Annotated in this window: 20 protein-coding genes; 5 read left to right on the forward strand and 15 right to left on the reverse strand. The window is 58.9% G+C overall.

Annotation, left to right across the window (positions count from 1 at the left end):
* From ABHU32_RS03910 to ABHU32_RS03955, 10 genes are all read right to left on the reverse strand, one after another.
* The coding region (locus ABHU32_RS03910; protein WP_346978841.1) for a sugar phosphate nucleotidyltransferase at window positions 1-142 on the reverse strand (142 nt) is incomplete at its 3' end.
* Window positions 143-694: an acyltransferase gene (locus ABHU32_RS03915; RefSeq protein WP_346979026.1), complete on the reverse strand. Its 552-nt coding sequence runs from the start codon at window positions 692-694 to the stop codon at window positions 143-145.
* Complete coding sequence (locus tag ABHU32_RS03920) at window positions 691-1,530, reverse strand: glycosyltransferase family protein (RefSeq protein ID WP_346979027.1); 840 nt, start codon at window positions 1,528-1,530, stop codon at window positions 691-693. The genes ABHU32_RS03915 and ABHU32_RS03920 overlap by 4 nt, the downstream gene beginning before the upstream one ends.
* The gene (locus ABHU32_RS03925; RefSeq protein WP_346979029.1) at window positions 1,527-2,249 is read right to left on the reverse strand and encodes a glycosyltransferase family 2 protein; all 723 of its coding nucleotides are present in this window, start codon (window positions 2,247-2,249) and stop codon (window positions 1,527-1,529) included. Before ABHU32_RS03925 ends, ABHU32_RS03920 begins: the two co-directional genes overlap by 4 nt.
* A gap of 11 nt (window positions 2,250-2,260) precedes the next feature.
* Window positions 2,261-3,088, reverse strand: coding sequence for an NAD-dependent epimerase/dehydratase family protein (locus tag ABHU32_RS03930; RefSeq protein WP_346979030.1), 828 nt, complete (start codon window positions 3,086-3,088; stop codon window positions 2,261-2,263).
* Window positions 3,085-4,101 (reverse strand): WaaS/CpsH family glycosyltransferase, encoded by a 1,017-nt coding sequence (locus tag ABHU32_RS03935; RefSeq protein ID WP_346979031.1) that lies wholly within the window; start codon window positions 4,099-4,101, stop codon window positions 3,085-3,087. Before ABHU32_RS03935 ends, ABHU32_RS03930 begins: the two co-directional genes overlap by 4 nt.
* Window positions 4,102-4,803, reverse strand: a complete 702-nt coding sequence (locus tag ABHU32_RS03940; protein WP_346979032.1) for a sugar transferase — start codon at window positions 4,801-4,803, stop codon at window positions 4,102-4,104.
* An 85-nt stretch (window positions 4,804-4,888) separates the two neighbouring features.
* Window positions 4,889-5,479 carry a hypothetical protein gene (locus tag ABHU32_RS03945; protein WP_346979034.1) on the reverse strand — a complete coding sequence of 197 codons (591 nt, stop codon included), beginning with the start codon at window positions 5,477-5,479 and terminating at the stop codon, window positions 4,889-4,891.
* A 327-nt stretch (window positions 5,480-5,806) separates the two neighbouring features.
* Window positions 5,807-7,570, reverse strand: coding sequence for a threonine--tRNA ligase (gene thrS, locus ABHU32_RS03950; protein WP_055309551.1), 1,764 nt, complete (start codon window positions 7,568-7,570; stop codon window positions 5,807-5,809).
* 224 nt (window positions 7,571-7,794) lie between these two features.
* Window positions 7,795-8,226, reverse strand: a complete 432-nt coding sequence (locus ABHU32_RS03955) for a double zinc ribbon domain-containing protein (RefSeq protein ID WP_055251579.1) — start codon at window positions 8,224-8,226, stop codon at window positions 7,795-7,797.
* Window positions 8,227-8,632: 406 nt separating this feature from the next.
* On the opposite strand from ABHU32_RS03955, the gene ABHU32_RS03960 reads away from it, so the two are divergent.
* From ABHU32_RS03960 to ABHU32_RS03980, 5 genes are all read left to right on the forward strand, one after another.
* Window positions 8,633-10,087, forward strand: coding sequence for an NAD(P)/FAD-dependent oxidoreductase (locus ABHU32_RS03960; RefSeq protein WP_346979036.1), 1,455 nt, complete (start codon window positions 8,633-8,635; stop codon window positions 10,085-10,087).
* Between the two features lies 1 nt (window position 10,088).
* Window positions 10,089-11,432 (forward strand): NAD(P)/FAD-dependent oxidoreductase, encoded by a 1,344-nt coding sequence (locus ABHU32_RS03965; RefSeq protein ID WP_346979038.1) that lies wholly within the window; start codon window positions 10,089-10,091, stop codon window positions 11,430-11,432.
* Window positions 11,433-11,435: 3 nt separating this feature from the next.
* The gene (locus ABHU32_RS03970; protein ID WP_346979039.1) at window positions 11,436-11,834 is read left to right on the forward strand and encodes a DUF1667 domain-containing protein; all 399 of its coding nucleotides are present in this window, start codon (window positions 11,436-11,438) and stop codon (window positions 11,832-11,834) included.
* A 352-nt stretch (window positions 11,835-12,186) separates the two neighbouring features.
* A complete protein-coding gene (locus tag ABHU32_RS03975) occupies window positions 12,187-12,372 on the forward strand; it encodes a hypothetical protein (protein WP_346979040.1) in 186 nt (61 codons plus the stop codon).
* A 14-nt stretch (window positions 12,373-12,386) separates the two neighbouring features.
* Entirely contained in the window at window positions 12,387-13,475 is a 1,089-nt protein-coding gene (locus ABHU32_RS03980) for a M24 family metallopeptidase (RefSeq protein ID WP_346979041.1), read from the forward strand.
* Between the two features lie 351 nt (window positions 13,476-13,826).
* Here ABHU32_RS03980 and ABHU32_RS03985 read toward each other — a convergent pair whose 3' ends face one another.
* The 5 genes from ABHU32_RS03985 to tig all read right to left on the reverse strand — a co-directional run bounded on the left by ABHU32_RS03985 (window position 13,827) and on the right by tig (window position 21,974).
* On the reverse strand, window positions 13,827-15,170 hold the full coding sequence (locus tag ABHU32_RS03985) for a bifunctional folylpolyglutamate synthase/dihydrofolate synthase (protein WP_346979042.1): 1,344 nt from the start codon (window positions 15,168-15,170) through the stop codon (window positions 13,827-13,829).
* A gap of 277 nt (window positions 15,171-15,447) precedes the next feature.
* Window positions 15,448-18,144: a valine--tRNA ligase gene (locus tag ABHU32_RS03990; protein ID WP_346979043.1), complete on the reverse strand. Its 2,697-nt coding sequence runs from the start codon at window positions 18,142-18,144 to the stop codon at window positions 15,448-15,450.
* A 337-nt stretch (window positions 18,145-18,481) separates the two neighbouring features.
* Window positions 18,482-19,888 (reverse strand): ATP-dependent Clp protease ATP-binding subunit ClpX, encoded by a 1,407-nt coding sequence (clpX, locus tag ABHU32_RS03995; protein ID WP_346979045.1) that lies wholly within the window; start codon window positions 19,886-19,888, stop codon window positions 18,482-18,484.
* 1 nt (window position 19,889) lies between these two features.
* The gene (locus ABHU32_RS04000; RefSeq protein ID WP_346979095.1) at window positions 19,890-20,510 is read right to left on the reverse strand and encodes an ATP-dependent Clp protease proteolytic subunit; all 621 of its coding nucleotides are present in this window, start codon (window positions 20,508-20,510) and stop codon (window positions 19,890-19,892) included.
* A 162-nt stretch (window positions 20,511-20,672) separates the two neighbouring features.
* A complete protein-coding gene (tig, locus tag ABHU32_RS04005; protein WP_346979047.1) occupies window positions 20,673-21,974 on the reverse strand; it encodes a trigger factor in 1,302 nt (433 codons plus the stop codon).
* Window positions 21,975-22,025 lie beyond the last annotated feature (51 nt).

Genomic DNA, 22,025 nt, shown 5'->3' on the forward strand with positions numbered 1-22,025 from the left:
CGCGGATGCCCGCCAGCATGAGGGTGGACAGCGGGTAGTAGATCATGGGCTTGTCGTAGACCGGCAGCAGCTGCTTGGAGGTAACGAGCGTGAGCGGGTACAGGCGGGTGCCGGACCCGCCGGCGAGGATGATGCCTTTCATTTATTTATCCTTCCCTGGATCAATGGTCCTTGTCTCAAATGAACAATCGATGAGTAATCTCCTGCCAAGATCGGACGTTCTTTTGATTACCTTTGCAGGATTTCCGATAACAATCGAATTGTCCGGAATCTCGCCCTTCACGACGGCGCAAGCACCTACGATGCAGTCTTTACCAACCGTTGTACCTGGCAGCAACGATGCCCTAGCTCCAATAAAAGAGTTATCTCCAATGGAAATCGTTCCATCAAGCTTCAGATGCCTATCAGTTGTTCCACCGCCCACGGCATGAAGGGCATTCTCAACCGAGTAGTCATGCGTCAACAGCATCACTTCGCGAGAGATAACAACCTCGTCACCGATTTCAATACCATTTAGTCCTTGCCCGTCAAAGTAGGCCGACGATGCGATGTAGTTAGGCCGCCCATGAAAACGTACGCCATGCTTCTTAAGAAACTTGGAGTACGCATCCGTAAAGACACGGTTATTCAAGCCGTCAAGACAGCAGATAAGATTCCTTTCAAGAACGCTCAGTACCTTCTTAACCTTATTCATTTGCTATCACCCTCTTGATAGGCTCCGAGCAGGCCGCGACGTCCGTCCGCAAGCCCACGTCGTATCATTTTGAGTTTTGCCGCCTTATTAGGTTCGAATAAGAGCATCTTTGGGATGTTGACAAACAGCTCCCTGTAGTACTTATCCCTATAGAAAGCCTTGTCCGTACCATATAAATAACGGCTATTTCGATAGCGGTAGTAATATCGAATCGCACTGTGATTCATCGCAAAGAATGTATGACCCAATAGCTTTATTTCAATTGGTGAGCCAATTTCATGCACAAGGGAGTAATTGTTCAAATAGCAAAGTTTCAACCCAGCGTTTTTTAAGCGATGCCCAAACTCAATGTCGACGTAATCGATAAATAGACTGCCGTCGAATCCGTCAACCATCTCGTAAGCACATAGAGAGAGAAAATTGCCAGAAGTAAGCCAGTACTTTGCTTCGGTAATCTCATCAGACTGCGCCGAATCAGCTGCGTTGAAATTTAAGCCAACAAGTGCATATTCGCCGAGAAGATCTTCGACTTTACTCAGAATCTGGATTGCATCATCAACCGGAAACTTACTATCTTGATCCATGGTCAGAGCGACGTCGAAGCCGTCTTCCATCAACGCATGACAGCCGGCGTTAAGAGCCGCAGCAATGCCCATGTTTCCACCCATGGAAAGGTAACGGACACCGTTCATAGATGCAATCTCAGATACCGCTGGGGAGGATACGGTCGAGTTATCTACGACCACTAGCTCCCCCAGAAAAGGAAGATACGTCTCAACGTTGCCCACGACATCATCCGCGGGATTAAAAAGGACAACACACCCGCCAAGCCTCATCTCGCAGCACCTCGCTTGTAGGAATAAATCCGCTTAGCGAGCTCGCAAGCGATAACAACGCGATTAGAGACCATCTTAGGCAACGGGTAATGCTCCATGCTGGATGAATTGGAACCGTGCCGCCGATAATCAAGAAGAACGTCGTCTATGAATTTAGTTTTCGAGAGCGACTCGGAGACCAGACCAATCCACCAATCGTGCATCTCAATATTCTCAGGTATGGGGAGAGCCGCAGAAAGCAAATCCCTCCTAATTGCCATACAGCAACCTACATACGAGTTTTTCATAAGGTTCTTTAGCAATCCGGCCTTAGATTGCCTAAGGTCATATAGGGATTCTCCCATTGGATTGCAATCAGAATCGACTAGCCGAGCATTATGTACGACTACGCCAAAGTTCCCGCTTCCGAACGCTGCGGTGACCTTGCTGACCTTGTCGCTGTGCCAGACATCATCCTGATCTGACAGGAAAACAATATCACCGCTTGCCAAACTAAGCGCATGACTAAAATTAGCGATTAGTCCTCGGCGAGGGCCTTCGACGATTTTGATATTTGCAAACTCCCCCTGCAGCAAAGAGAGTATCTCCAAGGTAGAGTCCTTTGACCCGTCATCCGAGACAATAACCTCATCCAAGGAAGAGAGACACGCCATAATCGAGCGAATCTGCTGTTCGATATATTTCTCTCCGTTATAAGTTGCTACGCAAACGGTAATCACAGAAAACCGTCCTAAGCTCTAGCCGCAAGAATCTTGCGAATCTTCGCTGCATCGCCCCAGATGGCGGGCGAATCATACGGACGATCGGGATACTTACCGTAACCGAGCTTGATCGTGAAGCCGTTCTCATTAATAAAGTGCTCGATGTAGTCACCAAGACCGATTGGCTCACCGGAGCAGATGTTGATGATGCCATTCACCTCATCCTGCTCGACGACAGCGACGACCTGTCGGCAGAAATCTTCATAAGGAAGGAAATCGTATTTGCATCGACCGCTCGTGAATGGGAACTCGTCCTTACCCTCGAGCTCAGCCGCGACGATCTTCGAGAAGATGGAACACCCGCGCCCGTCGTTAGAAACGAGATAAAACCCACGGAGCCACTGCATCTGGGCACCATGCTGGCGGCAAAGCTCTCCAGTAAGCTGACGAAGGGCGTTCTTCGCAACACCGTAGGGCGTAGTGGGATTGCAGGGGGTGTTCTCGTCAACGACACCCTCATGGTAACCGACCTCGTGCATAGAGCCCATGACAGCGATGCGCTTGACGCCCGCCTCGAGCGCCGCCTTGATAAATAGGTAGTGCTTAGAGAGATCATCCAAGTGCGAAATGTCGTTATGTGAGAAGCCGTTGCGCCAGGCAAGGTGCAGCAGTACATCCGGGTTCTCATTGGACTGGAAATTGTAGGAGAACACATCGCCGACGTGCTCCTCAAGATTATAGTGTTTCAGCCCGCACGAACATAGACCCATGGCCATGACCTTGTGTCCAGCATCCAGGAGATGAGAGACGACTCCCTTGCCGATGTAACCGTCGGCACCGGTGACCATAATCCTCATAAGTTGCCTTTCTCGTAGCCTTTATAGGCTGGCTCGTTGCCCAGCAGGGCCTTTACGAAGGTTTCAATGGAATAGCCGCGATACACTTCATCGGGAAGCACCCGATAAGGCGTCGTAAAGAATTGAGAGGGGACGCTGCCCTTCCCACTCCACACAGCGACATCGCCTTTACTCGCGAAATCGTAGAGAGCCGCATCAGGATTGGCAGTAATCAGCTTCCTATGCGCTCCGATGGCCTCGAGCGTGCGCATGGTAAGACCACGCTGCCCAGCCTGGGGAGAATCGACAATTGCTTTGGAACGCGCATAAATCTCAACTATCTTTTCAGTCGAGAGCGATTCAAAGCTGAACTCAACACCCCGATAGGCAGGGTTCGTAAGACGCCGCAAAGAGGCCGCCGACTTCGACGGCATAAAGAAGTAACGAAACACCCGCAGGCCCTGCGATTCTAGGTTGTCGCAGATAGAGCTAACCGCCTCAAATTTGCTCGGCTGGTGCACGCTCCCTATGAAGCAAGCGTCATACGTGAACCCACCGTCGGGAACGAGAGGCAGGCCATCGTATGCCCCAGAGAAGAAAAGAGGACGAAACTTCAGACCGTAACGTTCGCAGTCGGACGGCTCAAAAGAATAAACATCGTCAAATAGATCCCGGCAGGCACCGAAACGCTCGCAATTGTTGAAAGCATCCCAAAGGTACGAAACAAAACGAGCATTGCTTGATGACCTGATGGATGAAAACTGATCGCGTGTGAAACAAAAGGACATGCCACCCATGAAGATCAGCAAATCATAATCACCTGTCGCGACCTTCTTCTTAAGAGATTCGGCATACTTAGCGATCTGCCCGTCGACAAGTCTATAGCTGATCTTCGCAAGGGATCTGAACGAGACAGACTCGCTTGGACGGTCATCAACACATACAACGCTATGACCTTGGCGAGCGAGCTCATCACGTACCCGATCACGATACCCGAAGAAAGTCGGAGCCATAAGCAAAATGCGATAGCCCATCTAGCGCCCCGTTCTCTCTTTGCCGAACATGGCGCCAAAGGTGCCTGCGAAGCACTTCCAGTCCATACGGAAGCAGCGGTTCTGCACATAACGAAGTTCAATCTTCTGGCGCAGGCCGCTCTCGAACGTCGCAGCATTACGATCGGTTGCCTGCCACAGGCCCGTGATGCCGGGTTGAACAGAAAGCAGCTCAGCCCTTTCCTCGTCGGAAAAGTGCTGCTCAAGCTCATCCCTTGTAATGGGGCGAGGCCCAATAACAGAAAGGTCACCGTTTAGCACATTGAGAAACTGAGGCATCTCGTCAATAGAGCATTTGCGAATGAATAGACCAACCTTGGTAATACGAGGATCATCGTCAACCTTGCGTTCGACTTCCCACTGATGTAGCTGCTCGGGACTCAGATACTTCTGCACATCGCCAGCATCGGCGACCATACTACGAAGCTTAAAAATCTTGATTGTTTTTCCGCCCTTGCCGACGCGCTCTTGCGTATACATGGGGCAGCCGGGTGATTCAAGGCTAATAAGCACGCACACGATGGCGATGGGGATAAGCAGCAGCACACTCATCAAAAGACTGAATACAAGGTCAAACAACCTCTTAATAAAGCGGTAGCCAAGCGTACCGCTCGGTTTAATCTCTTTAATAGCCAGTCCATCCCCCACAGATACACAGCTCTCTGTTACTTCTTTAGCAGCCATAGTCAAACTTACGTCCCTGTTCCCCAGGGGTCCCCCAAATCGATAAATTCAAAAATGCGAACGAATAGCTGCTGCAACGTTTCCCTTACGTTTTGCTGGGAACGTCGAGCGGTAGCAGCTCCCTAAATGTGGAGTCACCCTCGCCCACGTCTACCAGGCACCAGCGCTTATGACGGTCGATCTTTTTAACGCGGGCCTCTTGCCCCAACAAGGGACCCTGCTCTATGTGCAACACGCCGTCTTCTATGCGCGCGACACTGTTGCGCACCACGCCGTCGCCGTCTAGCACGCTGCAGTACCAATCCTGCGCATCGTCCGGCATGGGCATGTACGCCCGCTCCCTACTGCCGGCGATGCGACAGCCAAAGCTCAACTGGGCCAAAGCCCTATCGAGCGCGGCAGCATCGTGCGTGGCGACGAAGAAATATTCCTTGTACATGGGTTTGGTTTGGAGCGACCAGGCGCCGTCCCGCTTAAACCAGAACTCCTTTTGCATCACAAAAGCGTCCTGCATCAGGTTGCGCGGGATAATGCGTCGGACCTTTTCGCAGGTCTCGCGCTCTTTTCCATTGGGGGTGTGGACCAGATACCAGCGGACGCGGCCGTGCTGGCTGTTGGTAGTGGCGCCGTTAAATGCGCCCGGCAGCTGCTCTTGGCGTCGTGCCGTCTGTTCCATGTTCTCGCCCCCTCTTTTGGCTTTGCGATGCACGCAAATGCAGGGGCGTTTAGAACAGGCTTCTCGCTCGCAGCTAGGCGCAGTCGCAAAAGTACAGGTTTTTGTATCTTTCGACAGACGACATTATACGAGCAATTAATCAGCGTTTGCCCAGATTACGCAAAATGTACTGCTAGTAGGTACATCTCCATACCCCTCTATAAAAACCTGTACCTTTTTGTGCAACAAAAAAAAGCCGCTCAACCTGCGGCTTTTCTTATTTGGGCATGAAAAAAGGCGACCGCCCTATGTGGACGGTCGCCTTTGTAAATTGTTGTGTCAGTTGCCTTAGGCGCGGGTCTTGATCTCCTCAGTCACCTTGGCAACAAACTCGTCGACGCTCATCTGAACGGTCTCGTTGGAGCGATCACGGACGGAGATGTTGCCGGCCTCGACCTCCTTCTCGCCCAGGATGAGCATGTAGGGCACGCGGTCGATGCTGCGGGCCTCACGGATCTTGTAGCCGATCTTCTCATCGCGGTCGTCGCAGACCACGCGGATGCCGGCCTCCTCCAGCTTGGCGCACACCTCGTGGGCGTAGTCGCGGCTCTTCTCGGAAACCGGAAGTGCCTTGACCTGCACGGGAGCCAGCCAGGTGGGGAACTTACCCGCAAAGTGCTCAATCAGAATACCGATGAAGCGCTCGATGGAGCCAAAGCATACGCGGTGCAGCATGATGGGGCGCTTCTTGGTGCCGTCGGCGTCAACGTACTCCAGGTCAAAGTTGAGCGGCATCTGGAAGTCGAGCTGGACGGTGCCGCACTGCCAGGTACGGCCGAGCGAGTCCTCCAGGTGGAAGTCGATCTTGGGGCCATAGAAGGCGCCGTCGCCCTCGTTGACCTCGTAGTCCATGTGCAGCTGCTCCAGAGCGGTGCGCAAGCCCTCCTCGGCGCGCGCCCAGTCCTCGTCGGAACCCATGGAGTCCTCGGGGCGGGTGGAAAGCTCAACGTGATACTTAAAGCCAAACTTCTGGTACACGGAGTCGATAAGGTTGACCACGCCCACAATCTCGTCGGTCAGCTGGTCGGGACGCACAAATAGGTGGGCATCATCCTGGTTAAAGCAGCGCACGCGGAACAGGCCGTGCAGGGCGCCGCGCAGCTCGTGGCGGTGCACCAGGCCAATCTCGCCGGCGCGAATGGGCAGCTCGCGATAGGAATGCGGCTTGGAGGCGTACACCAGCACGCCGCCCGGGCAGTTCATGGGCTTAATGCAGTACTCTTCGTCGTCGATGACGGTAGAGTACATGTTGTCCTTGTAGTGGTCCCAGTGGCCCGAGGTCTTCCACAGCTGCTTGTTCATGATGAGCGGCGTGGAGATCTCCACGTAGCCGGCCTTGTGGTGGATCTCGCGCCAGTAGTCCAGCAGCGTGTTCTTAAGGATCATGCCGTTGGGCAGGAAGAACGGGAAACCGGGGGCCTCGTCTCGCATCATAAAGAGGTCCATCTCGCGGCCGATCTTGCGGTGGTCGCGCTTCTTGGCCTCCTCCAGCATGTGCATGTGCTCGTCGAGCTCTTCCTTGGTGGCAAAGGCGACACCGTTGATGCGGGTGAGCATCTTGTTGTCCTTGTCACCCTTCCAGTAGGCGCCCGAGACGCCGGTGAGCTTAAAGGCCTTCAGCGCCTTGGTGTAGCAGATATGGGGGCCGACGCACATGTCGATGTAGTCGCCCTGCTGGTAGAAGGTGATGCGGGCGTCGTCGTCCAGGTCGCCGATGTGCTCGACCTTGTACTTCTCGCCGCGCTCCTCCATAAGGGCGATGGCCTCGGCGCGGGGCTTCTCGTACACGGAGAACTTAAGGTTCTCCTTGACGATCTTTTTCATCTCGGCCTCGATCGCGGGGAAGTCATCCTCGCTGATCTTGACGCCCTCGGGCAGGTCGACGTCGTAGTAGAAGCCGTTGTCGGTCGCGGGACCGTAGGCAAAGTCGGCCTCGGGGTACAGGCGCTTGATGGCCTGCGCCATGATGTGCGCGGCGGAGTGACGGATGACGTGCGTGACCTCGTCCTGCGGGAGCTCGGCCACCGAACCGTCATTGTAGAGTGCCTTCATGGGTATGTTTTCTCCTCTCGGATGCCTGATGCAAGTGCGTGCGATGCGCTCGGCGTTTTAACTTGCATCATTATAGGCAGGTTGCCTTGGTATACAAGCGCCCGCCGCACCTTAATGGCATGGCGGGCGATTTTCTACGCATGCTTCATCGTGTGGGACGGAATGTGAGGCGCGCGTGGTTTGCGGCGTGCCCGTGGCTTGCGGCCGTCCCGGCGATGGATGCGCTACTGAATGCGAGTTCGGCAGTAGGGGCAGACCTTCCAGTGCGCATCGAGCGGGCGATGGCAGCTGGGGCAGACATTGCGAACCTGGGTGTCGCACACCGGGCAGACGACGAAGTCCTTCTCGATGGGCGCGCCGCACTGCGGGCAGGTGCCGTACTGGGCAAGCTGGCGCTCGCGCAGAGCCATGTCCAGCTCCTGCTCCTCGCGGTCGGACGCGTAGGAGTGCGGACGCAGAACTAGGTAGGCGATGAGGCCCACAAACGGGATGAGGGCGATGATGCCCCATGCCACGTAGGCGCTGGCGCCGCGACGGCGAGCGTCGATAAACACATAGACGACCGACAGCACATACAGGGCGATGATAAAGCCAACGAAGGCATAGACGACGCCCATAAGCTGCGGCGACATGAGCTCGGAGATGTACTTGGACATTGGGGGTACCTTTCGGAATATTTACAGTCCGGTCAAGTTTACCACGGGGTTTGTTTATATGGGACCACGGCTAGGAGCGGGGCTGGCGCGGACACAAACATCTCAATCTGTAACAGGTGGGAGCTGAATCCAGGTCTAGATGTTACAGATCGAGACAAACGGAGGACCCGCATGGCAAATGTCTCAATCTGTAACATCTGGAACCCAAATCCTCGTCTAACTGTTACAGATCGAGACGAACGGTTGCCGTAGTTGTCGGCAGACGAGGTTGTAGACGTTGCCGGGTCTCCCCTCGTCTGCCGTTGGCGGGTGTTGCGGGGCTGTTCGCCGCATTGCCGCTGCGCTGGAGGTATGCAGACCGTAGGATAGTCTTATTGACGGCCTGTCAACTCGTCTGGGAGGCACTGTGACAGAAACGTTTGATATCGCGATTGTCGGCGCGGGCATCACCGGATGCGCTATCGCGCGACAGCTCGCGAGATTTGACCTTTCCATTTGCGTGGTCGAGGCGACCAACGACATCGCGCTGGGCGCGTCGAAGGCCAACGGCGGCCTCGTGCACGCCGGCTACGATCCGACACCGGGCACGGTTAAGGCGCAGGTCAACGCCCGTGGCTGCGAGTTGTACGGTACGTGGGCGCAGGAGCTGGGCTTTCCGTTCTGCCGCACCGGGTCGATGGTGTTGGGCTTTAACGACGGGGACCGCGCGCATCTGGAGCAGCTGCGGTGCAACGGCCTTGCCAACGGTGTGCCCGAGCTGTCGATCGTTGGACCCGACCGCATCCACGAATTAGAGCCGCGCGCCAGTGCCGATGCAACGTGCGCGCTGTGGTGCCCTTCGACCGGTTACGTCGACCCTTTTGAGGTCGCCATCGCCGCGCTGGAAAACGCCGTTGCCAACGGCGTGACGTTTATGCGGTCCGCTCCGGTGGAAGCGATTGAAGTCGCGGGCTCGGGCGACGACGCGCGCTTTACGCTAGCGACCCCCGTTGGCAACGTGTGCTGCCGCTACCTGATCAACGCCGCAGGCAACGGTGCCGCGAACATCTCACATATGGCGGGCGCCGAGGAGTTCCAGATGGTCTGGCGTCAGGGCAACATCGTGGTGCTGGACAAGGAGCCGCGCGCGCTCATGCCGCTCTACCCCGTTCCCACGCCGGTTTCCAAGGGCGTTATCGTCACGGGCACTGTGCACGGCAACACCGTGATCACCGCAACGGCTGCCGTGCGCGAGCCGGGCGACACGCAGACCTATGCGAGCGATGTGAACGCGCTGCTGAACGGCGCGCACAAGCTGGTGCCCGATCTGGATACGCGCCGTGTGGTGCGCGCATTTGCCGGCGGGCGTCCGGTCATTAAGGGGACGAACGACTTCTTTATTGGACAGTCGGCCGTAGTGCCGGGGCTTTTCCAGGCGGCGGGCATTCAGTCGCCGGGCGTGGCAAGCGCGCCGGCAATTGCCGAGCGCATGGAGCAGGTGCTGCGCGGTGCAGGCGTGGCCCTGCACGAGCGGGCGGACTGGAACCCAATTCGCCGCGCGCCGGATGACTTTGACCGCGCACCGCTGGCGCGCAAGGAGGAGCTGATCGAGTCCGATCCCGCGTGGGGACAGATTGTCTGCCGCTGTGAGACAGTGCCCGAGGCCGAGATCGTGGCCGCAATTCGACGCCGCCCGGGCGCGGTTTCGGTCGAGGGCGTCAAGCGCCGCTGTCGTGCCGGCATGGGTCGGTGCCAGAGTGGTTTTTGCCAGAGCCGCGTGGTTGCGATCCTTGCTCGCGAGTTGGGCTGCGACCCCAGCGACGTGCTGTTGGAGGATGCCGGATCTTGGCTGGTTAAGGGACCGCTGAAGGGGGTGCGCTAGGATGGCGACGTTTGATATGCACGACGGACGCGCGGAGGCGAGCGCCGTCGCAACGCAAGCCTTCGACGTGGTCGTCATCGGTGGCGGACCCGCCGGCATGGCGGCCGCGCTGGCCGCGCAAAAGGCCGGCGCGCGCGTGGCCATCGTTGAACGTGAGCAGCACCTGGGCGGCATCCTCCGCCAGTGCATCCACCCCGGCTTTGGCCTGTCTCACTTTAAGCAGGAGCTCACCGGTCCCGAGTACGCGCAGCGCTTTATCGACCAGGTGCACGCAACCGACATTGCGCTGTTCCTGAACAGTATGGTGCTTGGGATTGATTCAGGCGAGCCTACGGAAGACAACGCGGTCCATACCGTCACGCTCATGAGTCGCAACGGCATGTTACAGCTCACCGGACGCGCGATCGTCCTTGCCATGGGGTGCCGCGAGCGCACGCGCAGCGAGATCAAGATCCCCGGCAGCCGACCCGCCGGCGTGTTTACGGCGGGCCTGGCGCAGCGATACATCAATATCGAAAACCTCAAACCCGGTTCGCGCGCCGTCATTTTGGGCTCGGGCGACATCGGGCTGATCATGGCGCGCCGCTGCACGCTCGAGGGAATTTCGGTCGAAGGCGTGTACGAGCTCATGCCGTACGCCAACGGCCTGCGCCGAAATGTGAAGAACTGCCTGGACGACTTTGGAATTCCGCTGCACCTGTCCACCACTGTCACACGCGTGATCGGGCACGACCGCGTGGAGGCCGTCGAGGTAAGCCGGGTCGACGAGCACCTGGCGCCCATTCCGGGGACCGAGCACATTGTTCCGTGTGACACACTGCTGCTTTCGGTGGGCTTGATTCCCGAGAACGAGCTTTCGGTGGGCGCGGGCGTGGAGCTTGACCCGCGCACGCGCGGCGCCGTGGTGGACCAGAGCCTGCAGACGGGCGTGCCGGGCATCTTTGCCTGCGGCAATGTGCTGCATGTGCACGACCTAGCCGACAACGTGACGACCGAGTCCGAGAGGGCTGGCGCAGCTGCAGCGGCATACGCGCTGGGGACCGACGCGGGCACCGTTCCGAACTGCGAGCTCACCGTCTCCCCTGCCGGCATCGCGGGCTACGCGCTGCCGGGGCGCATTACGTCTGTGGCGCTCATCAAACTCAACTTCCGCGTGCGCCGGCCAGTCGATGCCGCCTGCGTGCGTATTCTGGCAGGCGACGAGGAACTGCTTACAGGCAAGGTCCGCCCGTTTAAACCGAGCGTCATGGAGAGCTTCCCGCTGCCGCCAAAGGTGATTCAGCGCACACTCGAACTAGGTGCTAGAGAGATTATTCTGTCTGTCGATCCCATTGAGGAGGCATAGCTCATGAGCACGAATGCGACCGAGACGCTGCAGTTCAACTGCACCACCTGCCCATCCGAATGCCTCCTGACCGTAGAGGTAGAGCGTGACGCAGACGGCGCCGTGGTAGAAGTGCGCTCCGTAACCGGCAACAACTGCCCACGCGGCGATAAGTTCGCGCATCAGGAGCTCACCTGCCCCATGCGCGTGCTCACCACCACCGTGGCCGCATCCGGCGGCGACGAGGCGCTTCTGCCTGTGCGCACGGCCGAAGCCATCCCGCTGGCACTCCACGCCCAAGCCATGGACCTTATCCGAGGCCTAGTCGTCAACGCCCCCATCCGCATGGGCGACGTAGTCCTACCCAACCTCCTAGACACCGGTACCGACCTAATCGCCAGCATGGACATCGACCCAGCCTAAGCAGCTAATTTAGGACGGGACTCTTTTAGCTACCCCACCATCCACCCCGCCCTCCTCAGTTGCGGTGAAATAGTTCCTGTTTTCCGCCAAAACCCCGGCATCCAGGAACTATTCCACCGCAACTATCCTTGGAATCGGTATTCAGCTTGTGCCTACTTTAGTGCCATTTCAAAACTATGCCGGATTACGGGGCTGATTCGGAGACTCCCCATCCATACCGGCCATTTTCAATTTTTGACAAGCCGTCTACCTGCGGTTTTAATTTCGCGATTTTTGCCATGGTCAAGTAATACAGGTCCAGCCCCGTAATCCGCCATACTTTTGAAACCAACCCATTTGGGACGGGCCTCTTATGACTACTTTTGCCCGAACGTTTGCTCAAATGATTTTTCTGGGACGGGGATTAAATAATCATTGGGTGCCGAATGATTATTTAATCCCCGTCCCAGAAAAATCATTCCGCATGTTGGACGCAGCTAAAATAGCCCCGTCGCAAATTGACTACCCTGGCATTGGGGATACCATGGTGGCAACCTAGCGAAAGGATGTTTCATGGCACATGTCGATGACCAGCGTGTGGCGCACGTGCTTGATGCGCTCGAGGCTCAGCACCCCGGCGCACAGCTGCTCGTAAACGACCCGTGGTCGATTTACTATCTGACCGGTTTTTATGCCGATATGTTCGAGCGTTTTTGCGGCGTGCTGCTCGCACGCGATAGCGAACCTGTGATCTTGGTCAACGCGCTGCATCAGCTGCCCGAGTACGACAATGCCCGCGTGGCCTATCACACCGATACTGACGTCGTGGCCGACGCCATCGTTCGCGAGGTCGATCCGAACAAACCGCTCGGCATCGACGCCGTCATGCGTTCCGGCTTTTTGATGCCACTCATGGAGCGCCACGCAGCCAGCGAGTTTTTCCTGGGCGACTTTGCCGTCACCGCCGCGCGCACCCACAAGGATGACGCCGAACAGGAGCTCATGCGCGCGTCCTCGGCCGCTAACGACGCCGTGATGGCCGACGCCATCAAGCTCGTCCACGAAGGCGTGACGGAGCGCGAGATTGCCGACCAGATGCTCGGCCTGTATCGCAAGCACGGCTGCGAGGGCTTTAGCTTTCCGCCCATCGTGAGCTTTGGTGCTAACGCCGGCGACCCGCACCACGAGCCCGACGACACCGTGCTCAAGCGCGGCGCCGTAGTGCTGTTCGACATTGGCGGGCGTCATCGCAACTACTGCTCGGACATGACGCGCACGTTCTTTTGGGGCGATCCGGACGAGGAGACGGCGCGCATCTACGACATCGTGCGCCGCGCCAACGAGGCCGCCGAGGCACTCATCGCACCGGGTGTGCGCATGTGCGACCTGGACCGCGCCGCGCGCGATGTGATTGAAGACGCGGGCTATGGGCGGTACTTTACGCATCGCCTGGGTCACTCGATCGGCCTGCAGGACCACGAGCCGGGCGACGTTTCACTCGTCAACGAGCAGGTCGTAGAGCCGGGCATGACGTTCTCCATCGAGCCGGGCATATACCTCCCCGGCCGCACCGGCGTCCGCATCGAGGACCTGGCCCTGGTTACCGAGACCGGCGTCGAGATTCTCAACGCCTACCCCCACGATCCGCTCCGCCTAGACTAGCCAATGTGACAAAGGGACAGCGCCTTTGTCACATTGCGATTACGTCGCGCCACAAAAACGGGCTATCTACTACGTTTAACCCGCATGGGTCGACCATGCGGGTCTTTTTTGAAAACTGGCAAGCCTTTTACCTGCGGTTTTGATTTCACGATTTTCCGTGTGGTCGAGGGTAACCTGTCAAACGTAGTAGATAGGCCCATTTCGTGACAAGCGAGTCAACTCGGGGTACAGGGCAGCTAAAAAAGCCCCGTCCCAAATTGGCTGCTTTTGAGTTGCGGTGATATACGGACTGTTTGAGGCCTCTGGCTTGTAAAACAGTCCGTATATCACCGCAACTGATGAGGGGATGGGTTAGCGCAGCAGGCCGGCTACTTCGCCGGCTAGGGTGATGGTGCCGGCCGCTACGAAAGGTTCACCCGCGGCATCGAAGGCGGCGAGGGCCTCGGACACGCTGGGGTATACGCCCGCCAGCTTGTCGGCGTCCACAAGTGCGGCGAGTTCCTCTGCCGGCAGGGCGCGGTCGGAATCGGTCTGGGTCACGACCACGCGCGGAAAGGCCGGGATCAGCACGTCAACGATGCCCGCCACGTCCTTGTCGGCCAGTGCAGCGCACAGCAGCGTGGGGCGATTCTCCACGCACGGATCGATCTCGTCCAGCGCGCTTACAAAGTTCTCGCAGCTCTGGGGGTTATGGCAGGCATCGATCAGCTTGAGCGGATCGGTCCCCAGCACATCAAAACGACCCGGTGTGGGGCAACCCATAAGCGATGCATCCAACGCATCGTGATCGAGCTCGCGGCCCAAATACCCCTCGCAAAGCATAATCGCACACACAGCATTCTGCGGCTGGTAGGCCGGCTTAACCATGCTCGACGTATAGATCGCACGCGGCGTGGTGCAGCTAAACTCAACCGTGTCGCCCACATGCGCCGGCACCTTGGTCGTAGCATGGCTCACCACGAGCGGTACGATGCCGCACTCGCGACAACGGGCATCCATCACGCGCTGAACGCTCGCCTCGTGCGTGCCCTCGCCCAGCACAACCAGGCGTCCGGGCTTAATGACCGCAGCCTTCTCCCCCGCAATGGCCTCGAGCGTATCGCCCAAAATACGTGTGTGATCGAGCCCAATGCCCGTAATGGCAACGGCGACGGGATCGGTCGCGCTTGTGGCGTCCCAACGCCCGCCCATGCCGACCTCGAGCACGGCAACATCCACCGCGGCCTCGGCAAACACGACAAGTGCGGCAGCCGTCAGCAGGTCAAACGGCGTGATGGTATAGGCGTGCTCCCCCGCCGCCACACGACGGGCATTCACACGACGTCCCGCCTCAACAGCGGCAGAAACGCCACGGGCAAAGGCCTCGTCGCTCACGACGCGCCCGTCGACTTCCATGCGCTCGGGATAGCGCACCAGCTGCGGCGACGTATACAGCGCGGTCTTGAGCCCCTCGCCACGAAGAATGGCAGCCGAAAAACGCGTGGTCGAAGTCTTACCATTGGTACCGGCAACCTGAATGCAATCAAAGTACTCGTCCGGACGCCCCAGCTCATCGAGCATATCGACAACCGTCTCAAGCAGAGGACCAGCATCCCCAGAAATACGCCCCGTATCAGCAGCCAGCCCAACAGCCTCATCAAACGAAAGCAACTCAAACGAGAAAGGAACGACATACGACCCAGAACGCTTAGGCATAAACCAAAGTCCCCTCAACATAAAAAGAGGCCCGTACTAAACAACGAGCCCCTCCCATTCAAAATATCAGCCAAACACCGCTTGCAGCGGAATCAAGGCCACAACCCAGCGGTCCTAACAGGCAGATGCAAACAACCACGCAACCGCCATGGGAGCGGTTTGGGGCTTTACTCGATACAAGTTCCGCACGAGCCGAAGGCCACTTAATGTGGCCTTCGTGCGAGCAGGACTGTCCGCAGTAGCGAGCAATGCCCCAAACCGCGTCCCCCAGTACCGCTTACGAGAAGTCAGCAACCTGAGCAGCCAGCGCCGCCAGGATTTCCTTGAGCTCAGCTGCACGGTCCCTCTTCTTCTGGACCACCGCGGGCGCGGCCTTAGCCACAAAGCCCTCGTTGGCGAGCGTCTTCTCGCAGCCGGCGAGCTCCTTCTGGGCCGCGGCGATCTCCTTCTCCAGGCGTGCCTTCTCGGCCGAAAGGTCAACCTTGCCCTCGAGCACCACAAAGACCTCGACGCCACTGTCAACAACGGCGATGCTCGCAGCCGGCTTCTCAACGTCGGTACCCATAACCAGCGAAGCCGTGTTGGCCAGCGGCTCAATCGTGGAGCGCAGGCTCTCGAGCTTCTCGATGTCCTCGGCACCGGCGCGCACGACCACGTCGAGCTCGGCCTTGGGGCTCAAGCGGTAACGCGAACGCGTGGCGCGGGCGGCGGAAACGACGGTGCGGCACAGCTCAAACGCGCGCTCGGCGGGCTCGTCGACGTACTTGGCATAGTCGGCGGGCTCGGGCCACTTGGCAATCATGAGCGCCTCGGCGCGGTTCACGTTGCCCTCGGCGTCCAGATCGAGCACACTCGCCGGCATGTTGTCCCAGATCTCCTCGGTGACAAACGGCATAAGCGGGTGCATCAGGCGAATGGAGGTGTCGAGCACAAAGATCAGGTTGCGCTGCGCCTGCAGACGACCCTCACCCTTCAGGCGGGACTTGGTGACCTCGACGTACCAGTCGCAGACCTCGTTCCAGAAGAACTGCTGCACGCCGCGGGCCATGTCGCCAAAGGTGTAGCTCTCGATACCCTCGGTGACCATCTTGACGGCCTTGGCCAGGCGGCTGAACATCCAGGCGTCGGCCGGCGTCTCCACGACAGGCTCGCCGGGCGTGTAGCCCTCCATGTTCATGAGCAGGAAGCGGCTGGCGTTCCAGATCTTGGTCACAAAGCTCTTGGCCTGATCGGTACGCGGGCTGTCGATGAGCTTCTTGGTCTTCTTGTCGATGTTCGCGTCGAACTTGACGTCCTGGTTGTTGGTGCACAGCGTCAGCAGGTTGAAACGCATGGCGTCGGCACCGTACATGCCAATGAGATCCATGGGGTCAACGCCGTTGCCCTTGGACTTGGACATGCGGCTGCCGTCCTTGGCCAGGATCGTCGGGTAGATGACGACGTCCTTAAATGGAACCTCGTCCAGGAAGTACAGCGAGCTCATGACCATGCGGGCGACCCACAGCGCGATGATGTCGCGCGCGGTGACGAGTGCCGTCGTGGGGTGATGACCCTCGAGCAGCTCCGGCTTTTGCGGCCAGCCCTGCGTGGCAAAGGTCCACAGCTGCGAGCTGAACCAGGTGTCCAGCACGTTCTCGTCCTGATGCACGTGATGGCCGCCGCACTTGGGGCACACGTCGGTGTCCTCGGTGAGGGCGTCCTCCCAGCCGCAGTCCTCGCAGTAGAACACGGGGATGCGGTGGCCCCACCACAGCTGGCGCGAGATGCACCAATCCTTGAGGTTCTCCATCCAGGTGGTGTAGGTCTGCGTCCAGCGCGCAGGGTGGAAGGTGACCTTGCCGGAGTTGACGGCGTCGAGCGCCGGCCCCTTGAGCTTGTCGACGGCCACAAACCACTGCTCGGACAGCCACGGCTCCAGGGCGGCGTCGCAACGGTAGCAGTGCATAACGGAGTGGTCGAGGTCCTCGACGTGATCGAGCAGGTCGTGCTCCTCGAACCACTTGATGACGGCCTCGCGGCACTCCTCGCGGGTCATGCCGGTGAACTCGCCATAGCCCTCAACGACCACCGCGTGCTCATCGAAAATGTTGATCTGCGGCAGGTCGTGAGCCTGACCCATGGCGTAATCGTTGGGGTCGTGGGCCGGGGTGACCTTAACGAAGCCGGAACCAAAGTTGGCGTCGACGTGCCAATCCTCAAAAATGGGGATCTCTCGGTCGACGATAGGGAGCTTGACGGTCTTACCCACAAAGGCGGCCTTCTCGGGGTCCTTCGGGGAGACGGCAACGCCCGTGTCGCCGAGCATGGTCTCGGGGCGCGTGGTGGCAACGACGATGTAATCCTGGCCGTTGACCGGCTCGGTCAGCGGGTAGCGCAGGTGCCACAGGTGGCCCTTCTCGTCCTTATATTCGGCCTCGTCGTCCGAGATGGCGGTGGTGCAGTTGGGGCACCAGTTAACGATACGCTTGCCACGGTAGATCAGGCCGTCGTGGTACCAATCGCAGAAGACCTTGCGCACGGCCTGTGCGTAATCCTCGTCCATGGTGAAGCGCTCGTTGTCGAAGTCGACGGAGCAACCCATGCGCTTGATCTGCTCGACGATGATGCCGCCGTACTCGTGGGTCCAATCCCAGCAGGCGTCGACAAACTTGTCGCGACCGATCTCCAGGCGGCTGATGCCCTCACTCTTGAGCTTCTTGTCGACCTTAGTCTGCGTGGCGATACCGGCGTGGTCGGTACCCAGCACCCAACGCGTGGACTTGCCGCGCATGCGGGCCATACGGATGATGGCGTCCTGGATGGAGTCGTCGGTGGCGTGACCCATGTGGAGCTTGCCGGTCACGTTGGGAGGCGGAATGGTGACGGTGCAGTCGCCCACGCCCTCACGGCGCTTGTAGTAGCCGCCGTCGAGCCACTTCTGCAGGATCGCCGGCTCGTTGGTCGACGGATCGTAGTTCTTGGGCATCTCTTCCATATATCTCTCCCTTGCCCGTCGGCGTGTCCGCCTGCTTGGTTTTCGCTCGGTCAGGTCCTGGCTCGCACGAAGAGCACATTTAGTGCTCTTCGGCTCGTGCGGAATCTACGAAAACCAAGCAGGCGGACACGCCTTAGGTATTGATTACTTCAGTCTGAAGGTACTAACTTGACAATCTCACAGAATAGCACAGGCATACCTGCCGAAAAGGGACAGGTTTATTTTGGTAGGTTTTATCAGGGGAAACGACAGTTGCCCATATAAAACCGACCAAAATAAACCTGTCCCTAAATGGCAGGCCCCGCGGTGGTTGCCGCGGGGCCTGGATTCAAGCTATTTAACCGTAGATGCGTTGGGGCTGTTCTTCGCCCTTTACGGAGGCTTCGGTCACAATGACCTTGGAAACGCCTTCCTCGCTGGGGAGGTCGAACATCGTCTGCTGCAGCACGTCCTCGCAGATGGAGCGCAGGCCGCGGGCGCCGGTCTTGCGGGCAAGCGCCATGCGGGCGATCTCGTGCAGGGCAGCGTCTTCAAACACAAGCTCAACGTCCTCGAGCTGGAACATCTTACGATACTGGCGCACCACGGCGTTCTTGGGCTCGGTCAAAATCGACACCAGGTCGTCCTCGTCGAGCGCCTGCGTCTGGGTGACGACGGGCGTACGTCCCACAAACTCGGGGATCATGCCAAAGGCGTTGAGGTCCTGCGGGAGCACCTGACGCAGCAGGTCGTTCTCGTCGACCGAGGTGGGGCCGGCGATCTCTGAGTTAAAGCCAACGCCCTTGTTTCCCACGCGATCGGCGATGATCTTGTCCAGACCCACGAAGGCACCACCGCAGATGAACAGGATGTTGGTCGTGTCGATCTGCAGCAGCTCCTGCTGGGGATGCTTGCGGCCGCCGGTGGGCGGAACGCTGGCCACCGTGCCCTCAAGAATCTTAAGCAGCGCCTGCTGAACGCCCTCGCCCGAAACATCGCGGGTGATGGAGAGGTTCTCGGCCTTGCGGGCGATCTTGTCAATCTCGTCCACGTAGATGATGCCCACCTGCGCGCGCTCGATATCGCCATCGGCAGCATTAATGAGCTTGAGCAGGATGTTCTCCACGTCCTCGCCAACGTAACCTGCCTCAGTAAGCGCGGTGGCATCGGCGATGGCAAACGGCACCTCGAGGATGCGCGCAAGCGTCTGGGCGAGCAGAGTCTTACCGGTACCGGTGGGACCGAGCAGCAAGATGTTGGACTTGGCGAGCTCCACCTCGTCCATATCGTCGTCGAACTGCGAGTCCAAGCCGTCGTCAAAGGCAGACACGGCGGCGCCGCCCTCAATCACGCGGCGATAGTGGTTGTACACGGCAACCGACATGGCGCGCTTGGCGTCCTCCTGGCCCATAACATAGGCCGAAAGCTCGTCATAGATCTCGTGCGGCGTCGGCACGTGCGTGATGACCTGGCGGTCGTCCTCGAGCTCAAAGCCCTCGGTCTCGGGGTCCACGGCGGGCTGGGATGCAGCCTGACCATGGTCGTTGAGGAAGCCCGGCAGCTTGCCGTTGCGGGCAGCGTCCATAAAGTCCGAAGCCAGCGACTCCTCCAGAATCTCGGAACAGGCGGCGACGCACTCGTCACAGATAAAGATGTTGGTCGGGCCCTTTACGAGGCGACGGACCTGGCCCTGCTCTTTTCCGCAGAAGGAGCAGCGGATGGGGTTGCCGTTCTCGTCGAAGCCGTCCTGCATGTTACCGGCCATCCTAGGCGTCCTTCGCGGCGAGATCGCGCGAGGTGACAATGCGGTCGATCAGGCCGTAGTCGAGGGCCTCGGCAGCCGTGAGGTAGTTGTCGCGCTCGGTATCGGCTTGGACCTTCTCGATGGGCTGGCCCGATGCGTCGGACAGAATCTGGTTGAGCTCGCGACGGGTCTTCTTGATCTCCTCGGCCACGATCATGATCTCGGTCTGCTGGCCCTGCGCACCGCCGCTGGGCTGGTGAATCATGACCTTGGAATGCGGCAGGCAGAAGCGCTTGCCCTTGGCGCCGGCAGAAAGCAGCACAGCGGCCATGGACGCGGCCATACCGACGCAGATGGTGGAGACCTGCGGCTTGATGAAGTTCATGGTGTCCAGAATCGCCAGGCCGGAGTAAACCTCGCCGCCGGGCGAATTGATGTAGAGCGAGATATCCTTCTCGGCATCCTGGCTCTCAAGATGCAGCAGCTGGGCAACGACCAGGTTGGCGCTGACGGAGTTGATCTCCTCGCCCAAGAAGATGATGCGGTCGTTGAGCAGGCGCGAATAGATATCGTAGCTGCGCTCGCCGCGCGGCGTCTGCTCGATAACGTATGGCACGAGGGCGGAATCGAACTTAGCGATCATACGCATCTCCATTTCTCTTACGGACCAATAATGGTTCTAGATAAACGTACGGTGCCCGCATGCTATGCATTGGCTGGCACCGTACGAAGCAACCGGATAACCGGTGTATAACTTTACCCCATCACGGGCGCACCCATGCGCTCGTGGACAAGGTGGCGAGAATTACTCGGCGTCCTTAGCGGTCTCGTCGACCTCGGTCACCTTGGCGTTCTCGACCAGGTGGTCGACGGCCTTGGAGCGGCGGATGGACTCGCGGACGGCAGGCATGCGGCCATCGGCGATGAACTCGGCCTTGGAAGCCTCGACGTCCTTGACTCCGGCCTTCTCGAACTCGGCGTTGATGTCGTCCTCGGTGACCTCGATCTTGAGCTCGCGGGCGAGGGCGTCCAGAGCCAGGGACTCACGGGCAACGTCGTTGGCCTGCTTGTGCAGGTCGCCGATGAACTGCTCCATGGTCAGACCGGAAGCGGGCAGCCAGGTGTCGAGCGTCATGCCGCGGGCAGCGAGGTTGGACAGGAAGTTCTGGCCAAGCTCCTCAAAGACGGACTGCTCGTAGTCGGCGTCCATCTCGTCGAGCTGCAGGCGCTCGGCGAGAGCGGAGACGCAACGGTTCTCCTTCTCGGCCGGAAGGCGAGAAGCCTTGTCCTGCTCGATCTCGATCTTGATGGCGTCGCGCATAGCGTCGATGCTGTCGAAGCCAAAGTCGGACTTGACGAGCTCGTCGGTGAGCTCGGGGGTGTTGCGGACCTTGATGCCCTTGACGGTGACCTCGACGGTGTGGGTCTCGGCCTCCTCGCCCTCCTCGACCTCGTCGGTCCAGGTGACGGTCTTGACGTCGTCAACGTTAGCGCCGATCAGGGCCTCATTGAACTCCTTGGGGTTGCTGTCGCTACCGGCGATGAGCATACGGCCCTCGGCGGCAAAGTTGTCGGCGTTCTCGACGGCCTTGAGGTCGACGGTGACGTAGTCCTCGGCCTCGACGGCGCGACCCTCGACGTCCTCGAAGGTGGCACGGTAGTTGAGGAGCATCTCGACCTGGTTGTTGATCTCGGACTCGGTGACCTCCGCAGGGGGCATCTCGATCTCGACGGCGTCGAAGGAGGAGAGCTCAGCGGCGGGACGCAGGGAGAACTCGACGGTGTAGGTGTAGTCCTCGTGATCCTTGGCGAGGTCGAGCTCCTTGTAGTCACCGCTCTTGGTGGGGACGATGTCCAGCTCGTTGAGGACGGCGGGCTCGTTGGCGGCGATCAGGTCGTTGGTGGCCTGAGCGAGGGTAGCCTCGGCGCCAAGAGCGGAGTCGATGACCGGACGGGGGGCCTTACCGGCGCGGAAGCCCGGGAAGCGGTACTTCTTGGCGGTGTCCTTGTAGGCCTTCTTGATCGCGGCGTCGACCTCGGCGGCCGGGATGGTGACCGTAGCGGTGAGCTTGGCGTCCTTGACGTCAGAAGCGGTGATGTTCAACACGTTCCTCCTCATACTGCCCAGCTTATCTGAGGTGCTGGTACCTTTATGCAA

This window comes from Collinsella aerofaciens, assembly GCF_039758965.1.
Classification (GTDB): domain Bacteria; phylum Actinomycetota; class Coriobacteriia; order Coriobacteriales; family Coriobacteriaceae; genus Collinsella; species Collinsella aerofaciens_BR.

Bases quoted from the DNA above. Each gene is read 5' to 3' on its own strand.
- ABHU32_RS03915 (WP_346979026.1), bottom strand. From the start codon at position 694: ATGAATAAGGTTAAGAAGGTACTGAGCGTTCTTGAAAGGAATCTTATC.
- ABHU32_RS03920 (WP_346979027.1), bottom strand. From the start codon at position 1,530: ATGAGGCTTGGCGGGTGTGTTGTCCTTTTTAATCCCGCGGATGATGTC.
- ABHU32_RS03930 (WP_346979030.1), bottom strand. From the start codon at position 3,088: ATGAGGATTATGGTCACCGGTGCCGACGGTTACATCGGCAAGGGAGTC.
- ABHU32_RS03935 (WP_346979031.1), bottom strand. From the start codon at position 4,101: ATGGGCTATCGCATTTTGCTTATGGCTCCGACTTTCTTCGGGTATCGT.
- ABHU32_RS03940 (WP_346979032.1), bottom strand. From the start codon at position 4,803: ATGGCTGCTAAAGAAGTAACAGAGAGCTGTGTATCTGTGGGGGATGGA.
- ABHU32_RS03945 (WP_346979034.1), bottom strand. From the start codon at position 5,479: ATGGAACAGACGGCACGACGCCAAGAGCAGCTGCCGGGCGCATTTAAC.
- thrS (WP_055309551.1), bottom strand. From the start codon at position 7,570: ATGAAGGCACTCTACAATGACGGTTCGGTGGCCGAGCTCCCGCAGGAC.
- ABHU32_RS03955 (WP_055251579.1), bottom strand. From the start codon at position 8,226: ATGTCCAAGTACATCTCCGAGCTCATGTCGCCGCAGCTTATGGGCGTC.
- ABHU32_RS03965 (WP_346979038.1), top strand. From the start codon at position 10,089: ATGGCGACGTTTGATATGCACGACGGACGCGCGGAGGCGAGCGCCGTC.
- ABHU32_RS03970 (WP_346979039.1), top strand. From the start codon at position 11,436: ATGAGCACGAATGCGACCGAGACGCTGCAGTTCAACTGCACCACCTGC.
- ABHU32_RS03975 (WP_346979040.1), top strand. From the start codon at position 12,187: ATGACTACTTTTGCCCGAACGTTTGCTCAAATGATTTTTCTGGGACGG.
- ABHU32_RS03980 (WP_346979041.1), top strand. From the start codon at position 12,387: ATGGCACATGTCGATGACCAGCGTGTGGCGCACGTGCTTGATGCGCTC.
- ABHU32_RS03985 (WP_346979042.1), bottom strand. From the start codon at position 15,170: ATGCCTAAGCGTTCTGGGTCGTATGTCGTTCCTTTCTCGTTTGAGTTG.
- ABHU32_RS03990 (WP_346979043.1), bottom strand. From the start codon at position 18,144: ATGGAAGAGATGCCCAAGAACTACGATCCGTCGACCAACGAGCCGGCG.
- clpX (WP_346979045.1), bottom strand. From the start codon at position 19,888: ATGGCCGGTAACATGCAGGACGGCTTCGACGAGAACGGCAACCCCATC.
- ABHU32_RS04000 (WP_346979095.1), bottom strand. From the start codon at position 20,510: ATGATCGCTAAGTTCGATTCCGCCCTCGTGCCATACGTTATCGAGCAG.